23 protein-coding genes are annotated in these 18,882 nt (G+C 68.1%); 6 read left to right on the plus strand and 17 right to left on the minus strand.

Features of this window, described 5'->3' with window-relative positions:
• Positions 1-379 (plus strand): MaoC/PaaZ C-terminal domain-containing protein (locus tag VGV06_08480; GenBank protein ID HEV2055195.1); only part of this gene is annotated, 379 nt, incomplete at its 5' end.
• A 51-nt stretch (positions 380-430) separates the two neighbouring features.
• Here VGV06_08480 and VGV06_08485 read toward each other — a convergent pair.
• From VGV06_08485 to sat, 6 genes are all read right to left on the minus strand, one after another.
• Positions 431-1,630, minus strand: a complete 1,200-nt coding sequence (locus tag VGV06_08485) for an alpha/beta fold hydrolase (GenBank protein HEV2055196.1) — start codon at positions 1,628-1,630, stop codon at positions 431-433.
• Between the two features lie 142 nt (positions 1,631-1,772).
• Positions 1,773-2,060: a cytochrome P460 family protein gene (locus VGV06_08490; GenBank protein HEV2055197.1), complete on the minus strand. Its 288-nt coding sequence runs from the start codon at positions 2,058-2,060 to the stop codon at positions 1,773-1,775.
• A 2-nt stretch (positions 2,061-2,062) separates the two neighbouring features.
• On the minus strand, positions 2,063-2,230 hold the full coding sequence (locus VGV06_08495) for a hypothetical protein (protein HEV2055198.1): 168 nt from the start codon (positions 2,228-2,230) through the stop codon (positions 2,063-2,065).
• An 82-nt stretch (positions 2,231-2,312) separates the two neighbouring features.
• A complete protein-coding gene (locus VGV06_08500; protein ID HEV2055199.1) occupies positions 2,313-2,723 on the minus strand; it encodes a Zn-ribbon domain-containing OB-fold protein in 411 nt (136 codons plus the stop codon).
• A gap of 3 nt (positions 2,724-2,726) precedes the next feature.
• Positions 2,727-3,896, minus strand: coding sequence for a thiolase domain-containing protein (locus VGV06_08505; GenBank protein HEV2055200.1), 1,170 nt, complete (start codon positions 3,894-3,896; stop codon positions 2,727-2,729).
• Positions 3,897-3,984: 88 nt separating this feature from the next.
• Positions 3,985-6,924, minus strand: coding sequence for a sulfate adenylyltransferase (sat, locus tag VGV06_08510; protein HEV2055201.1), 2,940 nt, complete (start codon positions 6,922-6,924; stop codon positions 3,985-3,987).
• A 312-nt stretch (positions 6,925-7,236) separates the two neighbouring features.
• Between sat and VGV06_08515 the strand changes: the two genes are divergently transcribed.
• On the plus strand, positions 7,237-7,383 hold the full coding sequence (locus VGV06_08515; protein HEV2055202.1) for a hypothetical protein: 147 nt from the start codon (positions 7,237-7,239) through the stop codon (positions 7,381-7,383).
• 43 nt (positions 7,384-7,426) lie between these two features.
• Here the strand turns inward: VGV06_08515 and VGV06_08520 are convergent, their stop codons facing one another.
• The 3 genes from VGV06_08520 to VGV06_08530 all read right to left on the minus strand — a co-directional run bounded on the left by VGV06_08520 (position 7,427) and on the right by VGV06_08530 (position 9,066).
• The gene (locus VGV06_08520; GenBank protein ID HEV2055203.1) at positions 7,427-8,557 is read right to left on the minus strand and encodes an amidohydrolase family protein; all 1,131 of its coding nucleotides are present in this window, start codon (positions 8,555-8,557) and stop codon (positions 7,427-7,429) included.
• A 120-nt stretch (positions 8,558-8,677) separates the two neighbouring features.
• Positions 8,678-8,836 (minus strand): hypothetical protein, encoded by a 159-nt coding sequence (locus tag VGV06_08525; protein HEV2055204.1) that lies wholly within the window; start codon positions 8,834-8,836, stop codon positions 8,678-8,680.
• Positions 8,837-8,862: 26 nt separating this feature from the next.
• Positions 8,863-9,066: a hypothetical protein gene (locus tag VGV06_08530; protein HEV2055205.1), complete on the minus strand. Its 204-nt coding sequence runs from the start codon at positions 9,064-9,066 to the stop codon at positions 8,863-8,865.
• Positions 9,067-9,347: 281 nt separating this feature from the next.
• Between VGV06_08530 and VGV06_08535 the strand changes: the two genes are divergently transcribed.
• Both VGV06_08535 and VGV06_08540 read left to right on the plus strand, forming a co-directional pair.
• Positions 9,348-11,063 (plus strand): aldehyde ferredoxin oxidoreductase C-terminal domain-containing protein, encoded by a 1,716-nt coding sequence (locus tag VGV06_08535; protein ID HEV2055206.1) that lies wholly within the window; start codon positions 9,348-9,350, stop codon positions 11,061-11,063.
• A 2-nt stretch (positions 11,064-11,065) separates the two neighbouring features.
• Positions 11,066-11,452 (plus strand): DUF1304 domain-containing protein, encoded by a 387-nt coding sequence (locus VGV06_08540; protein ID HEV2055207.1) that lies wholly within the window; start codon positions 11,066-11,068, stop codon positions 11,450-11,452.
• A gap of 19 nt (positions 11,453-11,471) precedes the next feature.
• Here the strand turns inward: VGV06_08540 and VGV06_08545 are convergent, their stop codons facing one another.
• From VGV06_08545 to VGV06_08560, 4 genes are all read right to left on the minus strand, one after another.
• Entirely contained in the window at positions 11,472-11,864 is a 393-nt protein-coding gene (locus VGV06_08545) for a carboxymuconolactone decarboxylase family protein (protein ID HEV2055208.1), read from the minus strand.
• 17 nt (positions 11,865-11,881) lie between these two features.
• The gene (locus tag VGV06_08550; GenBank protein HEV2055209.1) at positions 11,882-12,232 is read right to left on the minus strand and encodes a hypothetical protein; all 351 of its coding nucleotides are present in this window, start codon (positions 12,230-12,232) and stop codon (positions 11,882-11,884) included.
• The gene (locus tag VGV06_08555) at positions 12,232-13,260 is read right to left on the minus strand and encodes a 2-oxoglutarate and iron-dependent oxygenase domain-containing protein (protein ID HEV2055210.1); all 1,029 of its coding nucleotides are present in this window, start codon (positions 13,258-13,260) and stop codon (positions 12,232-12,234) included. The genes VGV06_08550 and VGV06_08555 overlap by 1 nt, the downstream gene beginning before the upstream one ends.
• 179 nt (positions 13,261-13,439) lie before the next feature.
• Positions 13,440-14,162, minus strand: a complete 723-nt coding sequence (locus tag VGV06_08560; protein HEV2055211.1) for a transglutaminase-like domain-containing protein — start codon at positions 14,160-14,162, stop codon at positions 13,440-13,442.
• Between the two features lie 83 nt (positions 14,163-14,245).
• Here VGV06_08560 and VGV06_08565 point away from each other — a divergent pair, with 83 nt between their 5' ends.
• Complete coding sequence (locus tag VGV06_08565; protein HEV2055212.1) at positions 14,246-14,521, plus strand: hypothetical protein; 276 nt, start codon at positions 14,246-14,248, stop codon at positions 14,519-14,521.
• A 117-nt stretch (positions 14,522-14,638) separates the two neighbouring features.
• On the opposite strand, the gene VGV06_08570 is transcribed toward VGV06_08565, so the two are convergent.
• The gene (locus VGV06_08570) at positions 14,639-15,922 is read right to left on the minus strand and encodes an MFS transporter (GenBank protein ID HEV2055213.1); all 1,284 of its coding nucleotides are present in this window, start codon (positions 15,920-15,922) and stop codon (positions 14,639-14,641) included.
• A 61-nt stretch (positions 15,923-15,983) separates the two neighbouring features.
• Here VGV06_08570 and VGV06_08575 point away from each other — a divergent pair, with 61 nt between their 5' ends.
• Positions 15,984-16,484 carry a hypothetical protein gene (locus tag VGV06_08575; GenBank protein ID HEV2055214.1) on the plus strand — a complete coding sequence of 167 codons (501 nt, stop codon included), beginning with the start codon at positions 15,984-15,986 and terminating at the stop codon, positions 16,482-16,484.
• Between the two features lie 20 nt (positions 16,485-16,504).
• On the opposite strand, the gene VGV06_08580 is transcribed toward VGV06_08575, so the two are convergent.
• The 3 genes from VGV06_08580 to VGV06_08590 form a co-directional block, all read right to left on the minus strand.
• Positions 16,505-17,125, minus strand: a complete 621-nt coding sequence (locus VGV06_08580) for a DJ-1/PfpI family protein (protein HEV2055215.1) — start codon at positions 17,123-17,125, stop codon at positions 16,505-16,507.
• A gap of 47 nt (positions 17,126-17,172) precedes the next feature.
• On the minus strand, positions 17,173-18,747 hold the full coding sequence (locus VGV06_08585) for a response regulator (protein ID HEV2055216.1): 1,575 nt from the start codon (positions 18,745-18,747) through the stop codon (positions 17,173-17,175).
• On the minus strand, positions 18,744-18,882 hold a 139-nt coding region (locus VGV06_08590), incomplete at its 5' end, for a response regulator (GenBank protein HEV2055217.1). The genes VGV06_08585 and VGV06_08590, both read right to left, overlap by 4 nt.

The following is an 18,882-nucleotide window of genomic DNA, read 5'->3' on the forward strand; positions in this document are numbered from 1 at the left end:
CGGACTCGAGATGCCGGCAGGCGCCGTCGAGCTGCCCGTGGCGGTGCCTGCCGGGCTCGCCCACGTCTACACGGAGTGCGCGCGCATCTGGAACCCGATCCACACCGACGTCGCCGTCGCCCGCGCCGCCGGGCTCCCGGACATCATCCTGCACGGCACCGCCACCCTCGCCCTCGCCGTCTCGCGAGTCCTCGCCTACGCGGACGCCGACCCCCGCGCGGTGCGAGGAGTGAGCGCGCGCTTCACCGGCATGGTGCCCCTGCCCGGGCACTTCACCCTGCGCATGGCCGAAGCTGGGGAGGGCAAGGGCTTTGTCTTCGATGCGAGAGGCCAGGACGGCGCGCTCGTGCTGAGCGGTGGAGCGCTGCGCCTCACGTAGCACGCCAGACTCTCGGGCCGGTGATTCGTGAACGAGCGGGCCGCGCCGGCGTTATCGTTCCGCGCCGCGGCGCAACGGAGCCTTCAGCACCACCGAGCGATCAGACGACGTCCACGTGATCGTGCCCCCGCCGGCCGGGGACAATACGACAGTCGATTTGTTGGGCAGCACCGCCTGGATCGAGTCGCCGGCGATCTTCGGCTCGTAGACGCCGCCGGGGCTCCCGCTCGAGCGATACAGGAGGCGGACACCGCGCGGATCGGCCACGGGCGCGACGAGCACAAGCGAATCCCCGAGAAGCGCCCAGCGCAGACCAATCAGCGAGACGAGCGCCGCCGGGAGGGTCGACGGGTCCACGGCGAGGCTCGGCGCTTCCTCCCCGGGTCGCATCAGCAGCTCACGCACGACCTGCCAGTCATCGCCGGGCGTGGGACAGCTGAACCGGCCGGCGGGCAGCGTCGCCGCCGCGAGAAATTCCGCGAGACACAGACCGTAGCGGAGCGCGAAGCGGCCGCTCGCGCCGCCGCCGTGCCCGGTGATCTCGCTGGTCTCGTCGATCATCAGATAGGGGAGCTCGCGGCGCGCGAGGATCGGCTGCGCCCGCTCGCCGCGAGCGTTGTCCCCGAAGAGCGCATCGTTCTTCGGGAACACGAGCGCGAGCCGTCCGACCCGCGCGTGCTGGAGGATCTGCTCGACGGTGGTCGCGTCGAACCGGCCGTCCGCGCCGCGCGGGCGCACGCCCGGCGCGAGCGCGATCGCGGCGAAGACGCCCGGCGACGTGTCAATCGCTTCAAGCGTGACGTAGCCGCCGAACGACTGACCGGCCAGCACCACCTTGCGATAGCCAAACTTCCGCTGAGCCGCGGCCTCCTGCTGCGTCCGCTCGACGCTCCGGTTGAGTGGGCCTCCCGGCATCGTCTCCGCGAGGTGGTGACGCTTCAGCATGATGACGTCCCAGCCACGCGCCTGAAGCAGCCGGAAGGCCGGCGGCGCCGGCGCCCGCCACGACGGATTCGTGCCCGAGATTCCGTGGTTCCAGATGATGATGCCGTTCGCCCGGTCGGGGCCGGCCATCTCGAGGTCACAGAACGCCCGCTCGATCCAGTAGAACCGGTTGCCGGGCTCCTGGCTGCACCCAAGCTCCGCATACGTGGGCTGCGCGGCGGCAGGAGCGCCGAGCAGCAGGAACAACGCAGCAAGCGAGGGAAGCCAAGCTGATCGATGGGCTCGAATACCGCTCGCCTCAGGCATCTCAGGCTCTCCCGTTGAGGCGTTGCTGGCTCTCGCAGCAGTCGGGGTCAGGTCTTGCAATCCGACATCAGGTCCTGGCAGATGATCGCCCGCCGCAGCGAAGTCCGGCGGGCAATGTATGAATGCAAGACCTGACCCCGATTTACTTTCCCCTAAACCGGAGCTCGTTGAGCGTGAAGACGTAGTCCTTCGCGCCCTCCGGCTTGTGGCACTCGAAGCAGGGTTTGGTGTCCACATTCTGCCGCTGGCCGTCGGAGGCGAACCGCGCGTACTCCCACTCGCCGTTCCGGAGGCTGTCCGGGTATTCGGCGCCCCAGCCCGCGTCCTTCTCCATGACGAAGACCCCCACCAAGTTGCCCTTGACGAGCCGGCCGTCGGGCCCTCTCAGCAGCGCGCCCTTGTCGTCCACCTTGGCCTGGTAGACCTCCATGCTCAGCACGCTCCCGCTGGGCAACGGCCGGCCTGACCCTCCCGGACCGCCGCGGCATTGGCGTAGACCTCGCGCACCGTTTTGTTGTCGGAACGATCCACCTTAGCGTAGAGGCGTCCCTCCGTGTAGCCGGCGGGGAAGGCGACCTTCTCGGGGCCGGCGAAGCTCACGGCCGCGCCGAGCAGCAAGGCAGCAGAAAGACAGGCGAACCATCGTCGGTGCAAGTGGCGGCCCCGCGCCCGGGCCCGCATCCTACCGGATTCCGCGAGACTCATCAGGCGTGAAGGTCGGTACGGGCGGCCCACCTTCGGTGGGCTTGAACACGAGCCGGACGCGCTGGCCGATCCGGATGGCGTCGAGATCGCAGTCGACGAGGTTGGTCATCATCGTCACGCCCTCGTCGAGCGTCACGTACGCGATGGCGTAGGGCACCTCCGCCCGTCGCATCACGCTGTAGGAGTAGATCGTGCCGCCGCCGGACGCCGGCTGCCACTCCGTCTCGCCGCTCCCGCAGAACGGGCAGTGCGCGCGAGGGTAATAGTGCACCTCCCCGCACGACCGGCAACGCTTGAGCAGCAGCCGTCCCTCGCCCGCCGCCTCCCAGAAGGGCTTCGTCTCGGGATTCGGCAGCGGGGCCGGAAACTTCCGCTCGGCGGAGGCCACCGCCTACTCCCTCTCCATGATCAGCGTGGCGCTGACGTGTCGCGTGCCGAGCGAGCCGCCGGTGCCGTGCGCCAGCGCGAGGCCACAATTCTTCACCTGGACCTTCGGGTGCGCCTCGCCGCGAAGCTGTCGCACGGCTTCGATCACCTTCGTCATGCCCCCGCGATTGGCCGGGTGGTTGTTGCAGAGACCGCCGCCGTCGGTGTTGAACGGCAGCTTGCCCGTGCCCGAAATGAGGTTGCCGTCGGCCACGAACTTGCCGCCCTGCCCTTTGGCGCAGAAGCCGAGATCCTCGAGCGTCATGAGCACGGTGATGGTGAAGCTGTCGTAGATCGACACGTACTTGATGTCGGCGGGGGTGACCGCGGCCTCGCCGAAGGCGGCCGGCCCCGACCACACCGCGCCCGAGTACGTGAGATCGACCTTGCCGCCCATCTGGTGCTTCGGCGCCTCGCCCGCGCCCCGGACCTTGACGCGCGGCCGCGACAGCCGCTTGGCCACGTCGAGGCTCACGACCACGAGCGCGCCGCCGCCGTCGGTGATCACACAGCAATCGAGACGATGCAGCGGATCGGCGATCATGGGCGAGGCCACGACCTCCTCGACGGTCACGACGTCGCGCAGCAACGCATGCGGGTTGTGCTGGGCGTGGTGAGACGCCGCCACCTTGATCCAGGCGAGCTGCTGGCTCGTCGTCCCGTACTCGTACATGTGGCGCATGGCGCACATGGCGTACATGTTCACAACCGTGGGGCCGAAGGGGTACTCGAACTGGACGTCGGGTGCGGCGGCGCCGTAGTTGCGCGGCGCGGTGCCCGTCGCCATGCCCTCGGCGCGGGGCCGGCCGGCCAGCGTGATCAGCGCCACACTGCATTTCCCCGCCGCGATCGCCTCGGCGGCGTGCCCGACGTGGAGCACGTAGGACGAGCCGCCGGTCTCGGTGGCGTCGACGTGCCGCACCTTGAGCCCCATGTAGTCCACCAGGGAGAGCGGGCCGAGACCGGGCGCGTCGCCGGCGCAGAAATATCCGTCGACGTCCCGCTTGCTGAGCCCGGCATCCTCCAGCGCGCCCTTCGCGACTTCTGCGTGGAGCTGCGCCAGCGACTTGTCGTCGGCCTTGCGCGTGGGATGCTCGTAGATTCCGGCGATGTACGCCTTACCGCTGATAGTCATCGCGGGCAGAACCTACTTCGCCCAGGGGGCGCTTGTCAAACGACGGCGGAGGCGGGCTCCGCCGCCGAGGCCCGACGCGGGCTTCGTTCTAGGCGTCGACGCCGTGGGGCGGACGACCCGGAGAGGCGTCGCGCGCGACCGGCCCGACCGGTGCTCCGGCCAGCAGCTCGCGCAGCTCCTCGTCGGTGTGGCGCGCAGTGAAGTCGCGGAAGGTCTGCCCGTCGCGCCGCTCGGCGAGATACGCGTTGAGCAGCCGCTCGATCGCGGCGGGAACCTCGGTCGCGGCGGCGCGATAGCCGATGGGCCGCGCGGTGCGCTGGTGCTTCCCCAGGCTGCCGCCGACGCAGAAGTAATAGGCGTCGACCATCGTCCCCTCGACCTTCGTCTTCTTGCCCTCGATCCCGATGTCCGCGATCCAGTGCTGGCCGCAGCTATTCGGGCAGCCGGTGACGTTGATCTTGAGGTGCTGGTCGAAGCCCGGCATCCGCGTCTCCATCTCCTCCACGAGCCACCGCGCAAACCCCTTGGTCTCGGTGAGCGCGAGCTTGCAGAACTCCGTCCCCGTGCACGCGACGGTGCCGCGCCAGAAGGGCGAGGCCTCGACCTTGAATCCCGCCGCGGCGAGCTCGCGGGCCAGCTCGGCGGCGCGCTCCTGACGCACGTTGAGGATCACGAGGTTCTGCATCGTGGTCGTGCGCAGCTCGCCGCTGCCGTAGCGGTCGGCGAGGTCGGCGACGGCGCGCATCTGGTCGACGGTCAGGCGGCCGCGCAGCACCGAGATCCCCGCGTAGACGTAGCCCGCCTGCTTCTGCGGATGAATGCCGACGTGGTCCCGGTACACGTCGTCCGGCGGCTCGGCGAACACGCCGGGATCGAGCGAGAAGCCGATGCGCCGCTCGAGCTCGGACTTGAAACGCTCGGCAGTCCAGCCGTGCTGGAGGAAGAGGAACTTCAGCCGCGCTTTCTCGCGGTCGTGGCGAAGCACGTCGCTCCCGAGAAAGATCTCGGTGATCCCGCGGACAACGGGCAGCACCTGCGCCGCATGGATGAACGCGTCGAGGGGCACGGCGAGGTGCGGCTGGGTCGAGAGCCCGCCGGCCACGCGGACGGCGAATCCCACTTCGCCGGTCGCCGGGTGGCGCACGGGCGTCAGCCCGACGTCGTTGATTTCGGGATACGAGCACCAGGCCTTGCAGCCCGTGATCGTGATCTTGTACTTGCGGGGCGCGTTGTAGAAGTCGGGGTTGCCATTGAGCATCCGGTTGACGGCCTGGACCAGCGGCCCGGCGTCGATCATCTCGTCAGCGTCCACGCCCGCCAGCGGGCAGCCCGTGATGTTGCGGGTGACGTCACCGCAGGTGCCCATCGTGGTGAGCCCCACCCGCCAGAGGCTCTCGAGCAGGTCAGGCATCACCTCGACCGGCATCCAGTGGAGCTGGATGTTCTCGCGCACGGTGATGTCAGCCACGCCGCGGGCGCTGCGCTCGGCGAAGCCGGCGATCACGCGAAGCTGGTGCGAGAAGAGCTGGCCGTTCGGGATGCGGATCCGGACCATGAAGTAGGGCACGGCCTTGCCCTCGCCCCCTTTGCCGCCGACCGCCCCGATGCCGTCGCCCTGCGTGTAGACGCCCCACCAGCGGAAGTACGTGTTGAGCCACGCGGCCGGTATCGATTGATAGCCCTCGCGCGCGAAGCGGCGGATCTCCTCGAGGTGCTCCCAGGGATTGATCTCGCGCTTGAGACGCTCCGCCCGCTGGGCCTTCGTCTCCTTTGGGGCCGCGGGCGCTGGCGGCGTCACAGGCAAAGCGGGCGGCGCCTCGGCAGGCACCGCGGCCGGCGCGGCGGCGACGTCCGTCCCTCGCACCCAGTTGCGGAGGATCTCCGCGACCTCGGGACGGGCGAATTCCGTGGGGACGAGCTCGCCGCGGCCGAGCAGCTCGCGTACCACCGCGCCGCTCAGCCCCATGCGGTCCTGCGGTCCGTGGGGGCAGGTCTTGGGCGAGGTCAGGGCCTCGCAGCGCCGGCAGTAGAAGGTCTCATCGAAGAAGAGCGGCGTGATGCCCAACTCGTCCGGCGCGAAGGCGCGGAAGGCCTCGTCGACGCCGATCGGCGTGAAGTCATGCTCGACGGCAGCGTACTCGCGTCCGACGATGAAATGCGTGCATCCGTAGTTCTTCCGGACGAGGGCGTGGAAGACGGTCTCGCGGGCGCCGGCATAGCGCATCGCGCCCGGGAAGACGGCGAGAACGACGCGGTCCCGCGGGTAGTACTGCTCCACCAGGACTTGAGAGCAGCGGACGCGCACCTGCGACGGCAGCTCGTCGAGCTTGGTCTGGCCCACGAGCGGGTGGATGAAGAGGCCGTCGAGGGGCTCCAGCGCGCACTTCTGGATGTATTCATGCGCGCGGTGCATCGGCTGCTGGCTCTGGAAGCCGATCACGGTCCGCCAGTCCAGCTCGCGGAAGCGCGCGCGGGCGTCCGCGGGATCCAAGCGGTACGGCTCGAAGCCTCGAAGAGGCGGCCGCGCGAGCAGATCAACCTTGCCCGCGAGGAGCACATCGCCGCGGTTCAGCTGGTAGGCGGCGCCGGGATGTCGCGCGTCGTCGGTGCCGTAGACGAGGCGCGCTTCCTCGCGGCCGTCGTAGGGAAAGCGCTCCTCGAGGCGGAGGATCGCGATCGGTTCTTCCCACGGCGTGACGAGCGCGACGTCCTCACCCTCGCGCAGGGCGTCGGCCGCGGCCTTGCGAACGGCGAGCGTGATGGGCACCGTCCACGGCAGCCCGTTCGCCAGACGCATGTCGCGGAGAACGCCGCGATAGTCGGCCTCGCCCATGAAGCCTTCGAGCGGACTGTAGGCGCCGACAGCGAGCAGCTCGACGTCGGACATTGTACGGGCGTTGAGCGCGATCCGCGTGAGCGTCCGGGTGCGGTCACGCGCATCCGTCAGCGCGGCGTCACGCAGGACCCGGTCGACCAACCGGCCACCGTGAGCGGGAACCTCGACTAAGCCGTCCTTAATGGCGGGCATAGGGTGGTAACTTACAATTATCGATCGGCAAAGTCAAGAAACTATTTTTACATACGGCTAATGTATTTACAGCACAACCGCCTGCCTCCCGTTCCAAGGCAGACGCCGTCCTGTGCACTCGCTCACCTCGCGGGCATAACTCCCGGCGAGTGCCTTCCGGATACGGGCAGCGTTTCAGCACCCGCCACTCCTGGTTTATGCAAGTGCCCGATTCTACAGTCCTCCCAGGCTGGCATAGCTCCTGCCTGACAGACAGCAAGATTGAGTCGTCGGAGCGGCAACGGGCTGGAATACGAACGGAGGGAACGGGCTATGGAACTGGAAACGGTGATGGGTTATCTGGTGGCGCTCGCTCTTCCCCTGTGGCTCCTGGTGGAGCAGGTCATGCACTGGGAGTGGTCATCGAAGCAGCCCGCGAAGCGGTTCGAATTGGGAAAGCTCTCCGGCAAGCCCGCGTAGCGCGGACAGACATCGACGCCACAAGGCGACCGCGAGGATCCAGCTAGGGCGTAATCCGGTAGACGCGGCGGACGTTGTCCCAGAGCATCTTTCGTTTGACGCCCTCGTCGATGCCGCGGAACTGCTCGTCTATGGCTTTCTGCGAGAACGGCCACGTGCCGTCGCGGTGCGGGTAGTCCGAGCCCCACATCACGTTGTCGGGCGCGATCTCGGCCATGGCCCGCACGCCGTGGAAATCCTTCTGAAAGGTGGCGTAGATCTGCCGCTTGAAGTACGCGCTGGGCGGCAGCGACAGCTTGAGGTCGTCGGCCAGGCGCTCCTCGTACGTGTCGTCCATGCGCTCGAGGAGATAGGGCAGCCACCCAATGCCGCTCTCGCCCAGGACGAGGCGGAGGCGCGGGTGACGCTCGCACACGCCCGAGAGGATCACGGACGCCAGGATCTCGTCCATCTGGCCGGGCGCGACCACGACCCATGCGCCCGTGCAGGCCGGGTTCTTGATGCCCTGGATCTCGTAGCCCACGGTGGCGCCGCCGCCCTCGAAGACGTGGAAGGAGATGACGAGGTCGGCCTCTTCGGCGGCCGTCCACATCGGCTCCCACATCTCGTGCCACACGGGGAACTTGCATCCCCACGGCACGAAGACCGCGCCGCGAAGGCCGAGCTCGGCGCAGCGCCGCGCCTCGGCGGCCGCGGCTTGGGCATCGTGGTTCGGCAGGCAGCCGAGCCCGAAGTAGCGCCCGGGGGCCGAGCGGCCGAACTCCGCGATCCAGTCGTTGTATGCGCGGTACACCGCCGTGAGCAGCTCGGGGTCGCTGATCCCCACGCCGAAGAGGCGCCGGGAGATGCCGATGATGCCGTAGATGATCTCGGCCTCGACGCCGTCGCGCTCCTGGTCCTGGCGCCGCGCCACCGTGTCCGAGGGGCGCGTGTGGCCGGACGTGAAGCCGTTGTCCGCGAGAATCTTGCCGCGCTTCCCCCCGGTCAACCCGGGGCCGTAGTAGCCGTAGCGCCCGAGCTCGTCGCCGCCGGTCATCCAGTACTTGGCGCCGTCGCGGTCGACCACTCGCGGCGCCCGCTCACGAAATTGCGCCGGCACGCGAGAGATGAAGGTGTCCGGAGGCAGGAAGGTCAGGTCCATGTGGCTGTCGGCCGATATTGCCTTGCCGGTCATGATCAGGACCTCCCGTCGGGCCCCGCCGGGCCGGACGCGCTACGGATGATTCGACGTGGTTCACTGTCCTCGGTCGAGAGGGCGAAATCTTAGCACGTGCGGGAGGGCTACTTCTTCGCGCTACTCTTCGCGGTCCGCGGGCACGCGCACCCACTTCTTCTTCGTGTCACGGTAGAACCACACCCCACCCGCGTCGTCGAGGGCATAGATCAGGTTCGCCTGCTGGGGGGCCATCGCCACGGCGATCTGGACGAACTGCGTCTTCGCTTGCGGGTCCATCTCATTCCTCCGTGAGCATGAAAGGTCTAGCGGGTCACGCCCTGCCTGGCCCGGCTGAGCCAGACGAGACCCAGGTCCTTCTCCGTCCAGCCGTGGGATCGCAGATGAGCGACCCACGCCTTGACCTGGACCGCTGAAATGATCTGCTCCGCCGGATCGACCTCGACCCGGTCGGGACACCGCTTGTCGATGACCGGTACTGCAGGTAGAGACGCAGGCACTGCGGCCATGTGAGCTCCCTTTGTCGACGGCAGCGCGCTCGAGCGGAAACAGGAGGTGCAGCTCGGTCGCGCGGACAGTACGTCCGGGGAACCGCTAGCGAGGTCCTGGGTGGGTGGCGGGGCGCTAAGGCCCGCCAGCCTCTTCCACGAAGAGATTTCTAGTATACAGGAAACCCAGCCGGCGGGGCCCAACCATGGGCTTCAGCCTGCGCGTCATCGGCCGTATAATCCGGAGCGACGACGTCACCGAGGGATCACAACCACAACCGGCGGTAGGACAGGAGCTTACGATGCGCACGTACTACGACATCCAGCTGGACGACCGCACCATCGAGAAGCGAGAGCTCGAGGGCGAGGCCGTAGTCAAGGCCGGCCGCTATCTCATCGCCAAGACCCTCCTCGGCCTCGGCGCGGCCACTGTGGATCCGCTGTCACCGCAAAACCCGCTCATCTTCTCGGCCGGCCCCTTCGCCGGCACGAGCTTCTCCAACGCCAACCGCACGAGCGTCGGCTGCAAGAGCCCGCTGACCGGCGGCGTCAAGGAGGCCAACGGCGGCGGCACGTTCAGTTACGGCCTCGGCCAACTGAAGATCGCCGGGTTTACGCTCCTCGGCGCGTCGCAGAGCTGGGTGGTCATCCACTTCAGGAAGGACGGCAGCATCGGGTTCGACGACGCCGCGCCGTACCTGGGCAAGGGCAACTTCGAAGCGAACGACATGCTCCACGCCAAGTACGGCAAGAAGGTCACGATCGCGCTCTGCGGCCCCGTCGGCGAGTACCAGGGCCTGCTGGGCGGCATCGCCTTCAGCGACAAGGACGGCCGTCCGGCGCGGCTGGCGGCGCGCGGCGGTGTCGGCGCGGTGATGGGATCGAAGAAGGTCAAGGCCATCGTGGTGGACCTCGACAAGATCCCGCCCTTCCACGAGCCCAAGAAGGTCAATGCCAGCATCAAGGAATACGCCAAGATGCTGCTGGCCGACGGCATCGTCCAGAACTTCTACGCCAAGGTCGGCACCATGGGCATGGCCGACGTCCAGAACCAGATGGGCGGCCTGCCGGTGCGCAACTTCAGCGCGGGGCGGCTGGCCGACGTCTCCGCCGGCGAGAAGTTCAAGATGGGCGGCGACTACATCGGCCAGCTCAACACGTCGCGCGGCGGCGAGCAGACGCATGCCTGCATGCCCGGCTGCGTCATCCAGTGCAGCAACGTGTACCACGACGCCAACGGCAAGGAAGTGGTCTCGCCTGTCGAGTACGAAACGCTGGGGCTTCTCGGCACCAACTGCGGTATCAGCGATCCTGATGACCTCGCCCAGCTCAACTACGTCGCCAACGATCTCGGCGTGGACACGATCGAGCTCGGCGCCACCCTGGCGGTCCTCATGGAGGCGGGGCTCGGCGTGTTCGGCGACGTGAAATTCATGGCCGACTGCCTCGTCGAGATCCGCAAGGGCACCGAGAAGGGGCGCCTGTGGGCGCAGGGCACGGCGCGCGTAGGGGAGCACTACAAGGTCAGCCGCGTGCCGGTCATCAAGAAGCAGGCCATCAGCGCGTACGATCCCCGCGTGGTCGAGGCCACGGGCATCTCGATGATGGCGACCGCGCAGGGCGCCGACCACACGTCCGGCAACCTCCCGCGTCTGAAGACGCGGGAGATGGACCTCGAATCGCTCCTGAGCCAGAGCCTTTTGCACCAGACGCGCGTGGCCGCCAATGACTCGCTGGGCCTCTGCATTTTCGGCATGAGCGTGACCAACCCGAACACCGAGTGGTTGACCAACGCCATCAACGCCGCTCACGGCACCACTCTCACGCCTGACTTCTTCGAAGCCCTGGGCCGCGACGCGCTGCGCCTGGAGAAGGAGTTCAACCGCCAGGCCGGCTTCACCGAGAAGGACGACGAGCTGCCCGCGTTCTTCTACACGGAGGCGCTGCCCCCGACCAACCACGTGGCGCGCTTCCACGGAGCCGACGTGCACCAGATGTACGATCGCCTGCCCGCGTGACCATGGTCGCCGTCATGTGGGTCGCCGCCGCGCTCGCGGGGCTCATCCATGTCCTGTTCTTCTGCATGGAGAGCCTGTGGTGGACAAAGCCGGCGGTGTACCGCCGCTTCCGCAGCACGGAGACGCAGGCGCAGACGACCAAGAGCCTCGCCTTCAACCAGGGCTTCTACAACCTGTTCCTTGCTGCGGGCGCCTTCGGCGGTCTGGCTCTCATCGCGGCGGGACATCGCCAAGCCGGGATGATCCTGGTCGCATGGAACTGCGCGTCCATGCTGGCGGCGGCCGTGGTCCTTGCCGCGTCGTCGCCCCAGATGATGCGGGGCGCGCTCATCCAGGGCCTGCCGCCGCTGGTCTTCCTGCTCGGCGCCGCCTACACGCGGCTGGGCTGAGACGTCCGCCGGCCTCCGCTCAGTTCCCCGCCTTGACCTCGGCGAAGAGTTGCTTGGCGACGAGGAAGGCTTCCCGGACGAGCGGCGCGCCCACGTAGCCCGACAGATGGAGGAGCACTTCCGTCAGCTCATCCTCGGTCCAGCCCTGGCGAAGCGCCATGCGCAGGTGGATGGCCAGCTCGGGCGCCTGCCCCGTCGCGGCATCCGACACCACGCAGACCAGCGTGCGGGTCTTGAGGTCGAGGCCCGGCCGCGTCCACAGCGTCCCGAAGACCGTCTCCGTCACGACGTCGATGAACTTGCGCGTCGTGGGATCGTCGTACGTCGTCTTGTTCGCCCGCTCGACGTAGGCGTCACCCAAGAGCTTGCGGCGCATCTCGCTTCCCTTCCGGTACGCTTCCGAGTCCGGCATGCAGGGCTCCTTGTGCCTCAGTCGATTGGGACGAAGATGCAGTGGCGGATCTTGGCTTCGAGCGCCTTCGAGAGATGGCCCTTGCCCCAGGTGTCCTCGACGAGGACGACTTCGCCGGCGCCGATCCGGCGCGTCTCGCCGTCGCTCGCGGTCAGCTGCACGCCCGCGTCGAGGTTGATGATGTACTGGCGCCGCGGGGCGGCGTGCCAGTCGAGGTTATATTCGGCCGGCACCTCGCGGAAGATGATCCCAGTGGCCGGCAGCCGCGCCGACACGCGCCCGGAGTGGGTCGGCTCCTGGAACTGGACTTCGACGTCCTGGAAATGAGACTCGCCCTTCTCGTCCACGTAGAGCCGGATGATCTTCATCACGCTCCCTCCGCGACGTACCCTTCGCGGTGAAAATAGTTGGCGTTGTAGAACGCGAGGACGAGGTCGCGGTACACGGCCGGCGGGTACCGCGGCGGGTTGTCGGGCCCCGTGCAGCTCGGCAGGCACTCGACCACGGCATCCTTGTTCGGGCTGTAGAAGAACGCGATCGAGTAGCGGTCGGCGCCGGAATCGTTCAGCACGCCGTGGGGCGTCGAGAGAAAGCGGTCGTTGGACCAGCGCTTCATCACGTTGCCGAGGTTCACGAGTAGGGTCCCCGGGATCACCGGCGGGGCGAGCCACTCGCCGCTCGGCAGCCGCACCGCCAGGCCCGGCACGTCCAGCCGCGCGAGCATCGTGATGAACGAGTTGTCGGTGTGGGGCCCCTGGCCGAACTGCTCGGGGTCTTCCGTATCCTGTGGCGGGTAGTGCAGGAAGCGCAGGTTGATGTGCGCCTCGTTCTCGAAGAACGGCCGAAAGTAGCCGACCGGCATGTCGAGCGACCTTGCCAAGACGGGCAGCATCCGCTCGCCCACGCCCTCAAGGGTCTTGAAGTACCTGACCATCGCGGCGCGCACCCGCTCGTGGCCCTGGGGCCACTGGTTGCGCCCGCGGAGCGGCGTGCCCGCCACGACGTCCGGGTGATCGGCGCCCCGGTCGTGGCTGATGAAGAAGCTCTCGTTGTAGTTGGGCCGGGTGGCCTTGTGAACGGTTGAGGCGCGCTGCATGCTCTCGTTCACGGGCAGGTAGCCGATGTTGTTCTCGTTGATCTTGAGACGCATCTTGTCTTCGAGCGGCATCGCGTGGAACTCGCGCGAGGCCGCGAAAGCGGCGTCGATGACATCCTGCGGCGCGCCGTGGCCGGCCAGGTAGAAGAACCCGACGCTCTCGCAGGCGCGGCGGACCTCCCGCGCGACGGCATCGAGCCCACCGGGCTCGCTCCGGAACGCCGGCAGGAAATCGATCACGGGGATCGCCTGCGTCGCCTCCTCGAGGCTCCTGACCGCCATGGCCTTGAAAATGTTCATCGCCCGGCCCCCCTACCGTTTCCGGCGCATGTGTTTGAACATCTCGACCTGCCGGAGGCGCTTCTCTGCCTCCGCCTTCGTCCGGTACGTGCCCATGTTCCTTCCAGACTCCGAGACTACCCGATATCCGCCCCGTACTTTTCGGATCATATCGTGCCTCCTTGCGGGCTTGAGGGATGTCACTCTTTCGGGTCGGCCTGGATCGGCGAAGCTTCCCGTCTGAACTGGGTCGCCGAAGGTGCGGGGGCTCCCGCAGTCAGCTGCGGATAGCAGCGGTTGAAGGTCTCGAGGATGTCGGCGACCGGGACGTCGACGGCCGACCCCCGGTCGCGGACGTACTCCATGTGGCGCCGACCGCTGACGTCGTGGGGATGGAACAGCGAGTCCTCCCGCCCGTCGAACTCGAGCGGGCGGACGCCGAACTTGTCGCAGAGGCCGCGATCGAAAGCCGGTGTCGCCTTGACCCACTTGCCGTCGAGGTACAGCTCCGTATAGCCGTGATAGTAGAAGAGGTCCGTGCCCATGAGCTGACGCAGTCTCGGTGTGGTCAGGTGGTTGCGCACGTCGGCAAAGCCCACGCGCGCGGGGATGCCGGAGGCCCGCGCGGCCGCGGCGAGGAGCGCGGCCTTCGCCACGCAGAATCCCGATCCCCTCGCGAGGCACGCGCTGGCCCTGAAGGTCTCAGGAGACTTAAAGTCGCAGTAAGGCGTGTACACGATGCCGTCCCTGATCGCGTAGTACAGGCGCACCGCCTTGGTGACGGGGTCCGTCGCGCCCTCGCAGGCCTGCCGCGCGAAGGCGACGATGGTCGGCGCGTCGCTGTCCACGAACTCGGCGGGCTCGAGACACGCGCCCGTCGGCGCGTCGCTGCTCAGCGGCCCTCTCGAAGGCCCTCTGGTCATGGGGGCGACAATACCAGAGTCCGGGCTCGCCGGCGCCGGGACGTGACTCCGGGAAGGCGCCGTGATTCAATATCGCCGATGACATGAGCGATCCACGCGCGCGGCGACGGCAGATCGTGGGCTTCATCCTCTCCGGGATCTTCCCCGGGCTCGGCCAGCTCTACAACCGCGAATACCTCAAGGGCGTGCTGTTCATCATCCCGGGCGCTGTCCTGAGCTGGCTCGTCGGCCGGGCAACACCCACCGATCTGCTGGCGCTGGCTCAACCGAGCGCGACGCTCATGCTTCTGCTCGCGGCCCTGCTGGCCATCTGGCTCTGGGCGATCATCGACGCCTGGCGGGTAGCAGGCGGCCGATAAGGGCCCATCTGCTTCGTTGGCGCCCTCGACCGCACGCTCAACGTACAGGAGTACGCCTCGCGTGCGGCCCTTCGGGCGCCGCCTCGCATCTGGACCCTTCTCGGCCGCCTGCGGAGTTTAGCGGATCCGGTGCACGCGGCCCGCGACGGCGCGCACCTTGCGCGGGGCGGCGAGCCAGATGGCCACGGCCGAGACCACGCTGCAGCCGATCGCGATCCAGAAGGCCGGCGTGTAGCTGCCGGTCGCGTCGTACAGGGCGCCCGTTACCCAGGGACCGGCGGCCCCGCCCGCGATCGCGGACAGCATCAGCGTGCCGAATATGCCGCCGTAGTGCCGCCCCTGGAAGATCTCGGCCGGGATGGCGCCGACGACCGACGTGAGCCCATAGCCGAGCGCGCCCTGTGACACGACCATGAGCCAGAGCAAGGTCGGCGTCGGCGTCTCACGCATGAGGATCAGTGCCAGGTAGCAGATGGCGAAACCGAGACTGCCCACCGTCCACACCCACTCGCGCCCGATTCGATCCGAGAGATGGCCGAGGGCGATCTGGCCCGGGATAGCCACCAGGCTGACGAAGCCGAGCGCCCATGCCGCGTACGTGGGGCTCCAGCCGATCTCGATCAAGTACTTCGTCTGGTGCACCTGTACCGCGTACCAGGCGAAGAGGCCGCCGAAGTAGCCGACCGCGAGCCACCAGAAGCGCGACGTGCGCGCGGCGCGACCGAGCGTCCAGTCCACGGCCGCCCACGCCGGGTCCACGATGTTGGCCGCCTGCGTGGCGGTGGTCTCATGCGATGACGCGTCGCCGTCCGGCTCGAGCCCGATGTCCTGGGGCCGGCGCTTGAGCAGCAGGTTTAGCGGCACGAGGAGCGCCAGCACCAGGATGGCCATAGCCCAGCACGCCGCGCGCCAGCCGGAGCGCCCGATCAACGTCTGCAGCCAGGGCAGCAGGATGATGGACCCCACGCCCACGCCGGAGAAAGCCAGGCTCATGGCGAGCCCCCGCCGGCGGACAAACCAGTTGGGGAGGAAGAGCGCCTGCCCCGTGTAGCCCAGGCAGACGCTGCCGCCGACGACCAGCACGCCCAGCGTGAGGTAGAGGTGCCACGGCTGGCGCACCAGCGTGGCCAGCATCAACCCAGACGCCATGAGGCCCGCGCCTATCTCCATGACCATCCGCGGACCGCGGCGGTCCATCAGCCGGCCGAGCGTCGGGCTCAGGACCGCTGAGACGAGGAAGCCAAACGAGAAGGCACCGGCCGTCACGCCGCGATCCCAGCCGAACTCGTCGAGGATGGGCGGGAAGAACAGCGAGAAGGCGGTACGCGCGTTGACGCCCACGCCCATGGTGACGAAGACGACCGCCACGACGACCCAGCCGTAGAAGAAGCGCAGGCGCATGAGATGTGCCCGTTGCGGAGCGGGCCGGAAGAGAGTATCAAATAGCGAGGAGGTTCGATCAATGGGCTACAGCCTCGAGCAGTTCGCCGACGCGTGTCACCGCATCCTCACGGAGGATCCCAGTCCCGAGGGGCGCATGAAGGTGTGCGCGCTCGTCCAGGATGTCCTCCAGGACGAGGCCTTCGTCGCCGCGCATCTCGGCGACGACGTGCCGGAGCGGAAGATCCTGTACGAAGACCCGAAGCTCGGCTTCTGCATCCTCGCCCACGTCTACAACGGGGCAAAGGAGAGCCAGCCGCACGATCACGGGCCGTCCTGGGCGATCTACGGCCAGGCGCGCGGCGAGACCGTGATGAGCGACTGGGCCATCGTCGAGCCCGCCTCCGAGAACAAGCCGGGGAAAGTCCGCCACGTCAGGGCCTACCCGCTCAAGCTGGGCATGGCGAAGGTCTACAACGAGGGTGAGGTCCACTCGCCGCGACGCGAAGGCTCGACGCGGCTCATCCGCATCGAGGGCACGAACATGGACAAGGCAAAACGCCTGTCGTACGTGACGGTTTAGCAGACTCCCAAGCGCGGAGCTCAGACCCGCCGGCGATTGTCGTCCGGGAACGGGTACTCCATGTGGCGCGCCGTCGCACGGCCGACGGCCTCACCGAAGTAGCGGATGACCACGCGGAGCGCCATGTCGATGCCGGCCGAGATGCCGGCCGACGTGACGACGTTGCCGTCCTCCACCACGTGGAGCTTCTCCTCGACCGTCACGGCCGGGAAGGAGTCGCGCATCCAGCCCAGCGAGCGCCAGTGCGTCGTGGCGCGGCGACCGTCCAGCAGCCCGGCCTGCCCCAGCAGCATCGAGCCCGTGCAGACCGAGGTGAGCGTCTCGACCTTTCGCCCGCGGTCCCCAATCCACTCCAGCAGACGCGTGTTCTTGATCTCAGCGCGCGTGCCCCAGCCGCCGGGCACCACGAGGATGTCGAGCGGCGGGCAGGTCTCGAGCGTGACGTCGGGGATGACCTTTAACCCGCCCGTAGCCACCACTGTGTCCTCCGTCTCCGCCACCAGCAGCACCTCGAACGGCGACGGCTCCTCGCGGCGCGCGGCCTCGTTGAGCCGCGTCACCGAAAAGACTTCGAACGGCCCGCAGAAGTCGAGGACTTCCACGTTTGGAAAGACCAGGATGGCTACCCGCTTGCGGTCCATCGGCTCCTCCAGTTCACAATCTCAGGCGCGTGCCGCGCGTGTGCCGGTCACGGTTTCAGCCCGAGGATGCTGAACGCCTTGACCGGACGTTGAAAACCTTTGAGGGCAATGTCTCCGATGGGCTCGACGTCCGCCGTGTCTTCGACAGCTCCAGCAACACGCTGCGAGACCAGGATCTGGCCCGGCTTAGCCTCGCCGCACAACCGCGCCGCCAGATTGGTCACCGTGCCGATGGCCGTGTAGTCCATCCGGCCCTCGAATCCGATGGCGCCGATGGTAGCGAAGCCGTGGGCAATGCCGATCCCCAGGTCGAGGCCGAAGCCGCGCTTCCGCCACGCGGTCACCAGCTCGGTCACCCGCTCGCGCATCGCCACGGCCATGCGCACCGCTTTCTCAGCCGGGTTGTCCACCAGCACGGGGTCGTTGAAAAAGATCATCATCCCGTCCCCGGTGAACCGCTCGAGGGTCCCCCCGTGCTCGAGGATAAGCTTGCCCATGTGGGCATGGTATTCGTGGAGCACCGCCATGAGCTCCTCGGGCTCGGCCGTCTCGGTGAACGCCGTGAACCCGCGCAGGTCGAGAAATATGACCGTGACCTCGCGGCGGTGGGTTCTGAGCGGATCGTCCGCGCCTCCGGCGACGATCAGCTCGGCGAGCTGCGGCGACACGAACCGCCTGAGCCGGCCCAGGCGCTCGACTTTCGCCACCTCCGCCTGCACCCGCTCCTCGAGCTTCCGGTTCCACTCGGCGAGCGCCTCGAGATGGCGCGCCTCCTGGTCCCGGAGCCGCTTCTTCTCCAGGCACGCTCCAATGCGGGCCCTGAGGAGCACGGGATCGAAGGGCTTCGCCAGATAGTCTTCGGCGCCGAGCTCGATGCAGCGCACGACGCTGTCGATCTCGTCCAGCGCGGAGATCATGAGAACCGGCAGGTCACGCCACTCGGCGTGGGACTTCAGCCGGCGGAGCACTTCGACGCCGTCCATCTCCGGCATCATCACGTCCAGCAGGACCAGATCGACGGCGGTCGTCGCCAGGATGCCGAGCGCTTCGGCGCCGCCAGCCGCCATCTCGACTCGATAGCCCTGGCGGGCGAGCCGCCGGGCCAGCATGTCCCGGTTCCCGTCGTTGTCATCCACCACGAGAATCGCGGCGCCGGCGGCGGCGCCGGGCGGCTCCCCCGCGACATCCGGGGACGCCTCGCCGGGCGCGTCGGACCGCGCGGCGCCGGATCCGGCCGGCGCGCCGACGCTGTGGTGGATCACGCCCAGCAGCTGCTCCGCCGCCGAACAGATCCTCGCGAGATCCGATCGGAGGGCCGTCCCGCCCGCATGCTTCGCCACCCGCTCCGCCGACGCGATGATCAGGTCGATCGCAGCCGTGAACGGCGCCGTCAATCCCGCCGGATCGACCGCTCCGGCCACTCCCTTGGGCGACTCCAGAAACTCATTGACCAGGACGAGCAGCCGGTGCGCGGCCGAGTGAATGCCGCGAAGGTCGGCGACGAGCTCCGGCCGGGCGCCCTCCACGTCCTCGAGCAGCATCTCCGTATACCCGATGATGTGGTTCAGCGGAGTGCGCAGCTGGTGCCGGAGGTGCGCCGCCGCGGTCGGATTCTCCGTCACGGTGTCGGGCGGCTCCCGAGGAGCGCTTCGATCTTCTCCAGGAGCCGCGCCAGGTCGATCGGCTTGGTGTCGAAGTCATCGCATCCGGCGGCCAGGGCCTTCGCGCGGTCGTCCGACATCGCATGCGCGGTCAGC

This window comes from Candidatus Methylomirabilota bacterium (assembly GCA_035936835.1).
GTDB lineage: Bacteria > Methylomirabilota > Methylomirabilia > Rokubacteriales > CSP1-6 > AR37.

Coding starts and splice junctions, on each gene's coding strand:
- VGV06_08505 (HEV2055200.1), bottom strand. CDS start 3,896: ATGACTATCAGCGGTAAGGCGTACATCGCCGGAATCTACGAGCATCCC.
- VGV06_08540 (HEV2055207.1), top strand. CDS start 11,066: ATGGTCGCCGTCATGTGGGTCGCCGCCGCGCTCGCGGGGCTCATCCAT.
- VGV06_08535 (HEV2055206.1), top strand. CDS start 9,348: ATGCGCACGTACTACGACATCCAGCTGGACGACCGCACCATCGAGAAG.
- VGV06_08570 (HEV2055213.1), bottom strand. CDS start 15,922: ATGCGCCTGCGCTTCTTCTACGGCTGGGTCGTCGTGGCGGTCGTCTTC.
- VGV06_08515 (HEV2055202.1), top strand. CDS start 7,237: ATGGAACTGGAAACGGTGATGGGTTATCTGGTGGCGCTCGCTCTTCCC.
- VGV06_08560 (HEV2055211.1), bottom strand. CDS start 14,162: ATGACCAGAGGGCCTTCGAGAGGGCCGCTGAGCAGCGACGCGCCGACG.
- VGV06_08565 (HEV2055212.1), top strand. CDS start 14,246: ATGAGCGATCCACGCGCGCGGCGACGGCAGATCGTGGGCTTCATCCTC.
- VGV06_08575 (HEV2055214.1), top strand. CDS start 15,984: ATGGGCTACAGCCTCGAGCAGTTCGCCGACGCGTGTCACCGCATCCTC.
- VGV06_08490 (HEV2055197.1), bottom strand. CDS start 2,060: ATGGAGGTCTACCAGGCCAAGGTGGACGACAAGGGCGCGCTGCTGAGA.
- VGV06_08545 (HEV2055208.1), bottom strand. CDS start 11,864: ATGCCGGACTCGGAAGCGTACCGGAAGGGAAGCGAGATGCGCCGCAAG.
- VGV06_08525 (HEV2055204.1), bottom strand. CDS start 8,836: ATGGACCCGCAAGCGAAGACGCAGTTCGTCCAGATCGCCGTGGCGATG.
- VGV06_08530 (HEV2055205.1), bottom strand. CDS start 9,066: ATGGCCGCAGTGCCTGCGTCTCTACCTGCAGTACCGGTCATCGACAAG.
- sat (HEV2055201.1), bottom strand. CDS start 6,924: ATGCCCGCCATTAAGGACGGCTTAGTCGAGGTTCCCGCTCACGGTGGC.
- VGV06_08550 (HEV2055209.1), bottom strand. CDS start 12,232: ATGAAGATCATCCGGCTCTACGTGGACGAGAAGGGCGAGTCTCATTTC.
- VGV06_08555 (HEV2055210.1), bottom strand. CDS start 13,260: ATGAACATTTTCAAGGCCATGGCGGTCAGGAGCCTCGAGGAGGCGACG.
- VGV06_08485 (HEV2055196.1), bottom strand. CDS start 1,630: ATGCCTGAGGCGAGCGGTATTCGAGCCCATCGATCAGCTTGGCTTCCC.
- VGV06_08520 (HEV2055203.1), bottom strand. CDS start 8,557: ATGACCGGCAAGGCAATATCGGCCGACAGCCACATGGACCTGACCTTC.
- VGV06_08580 (HEV2055215.1), bottom strand. CDS start 17,125: ATGGACCGCAAGCGGGTAGCCATCCTGGTCTTTCCAAACGTGGAAGTC.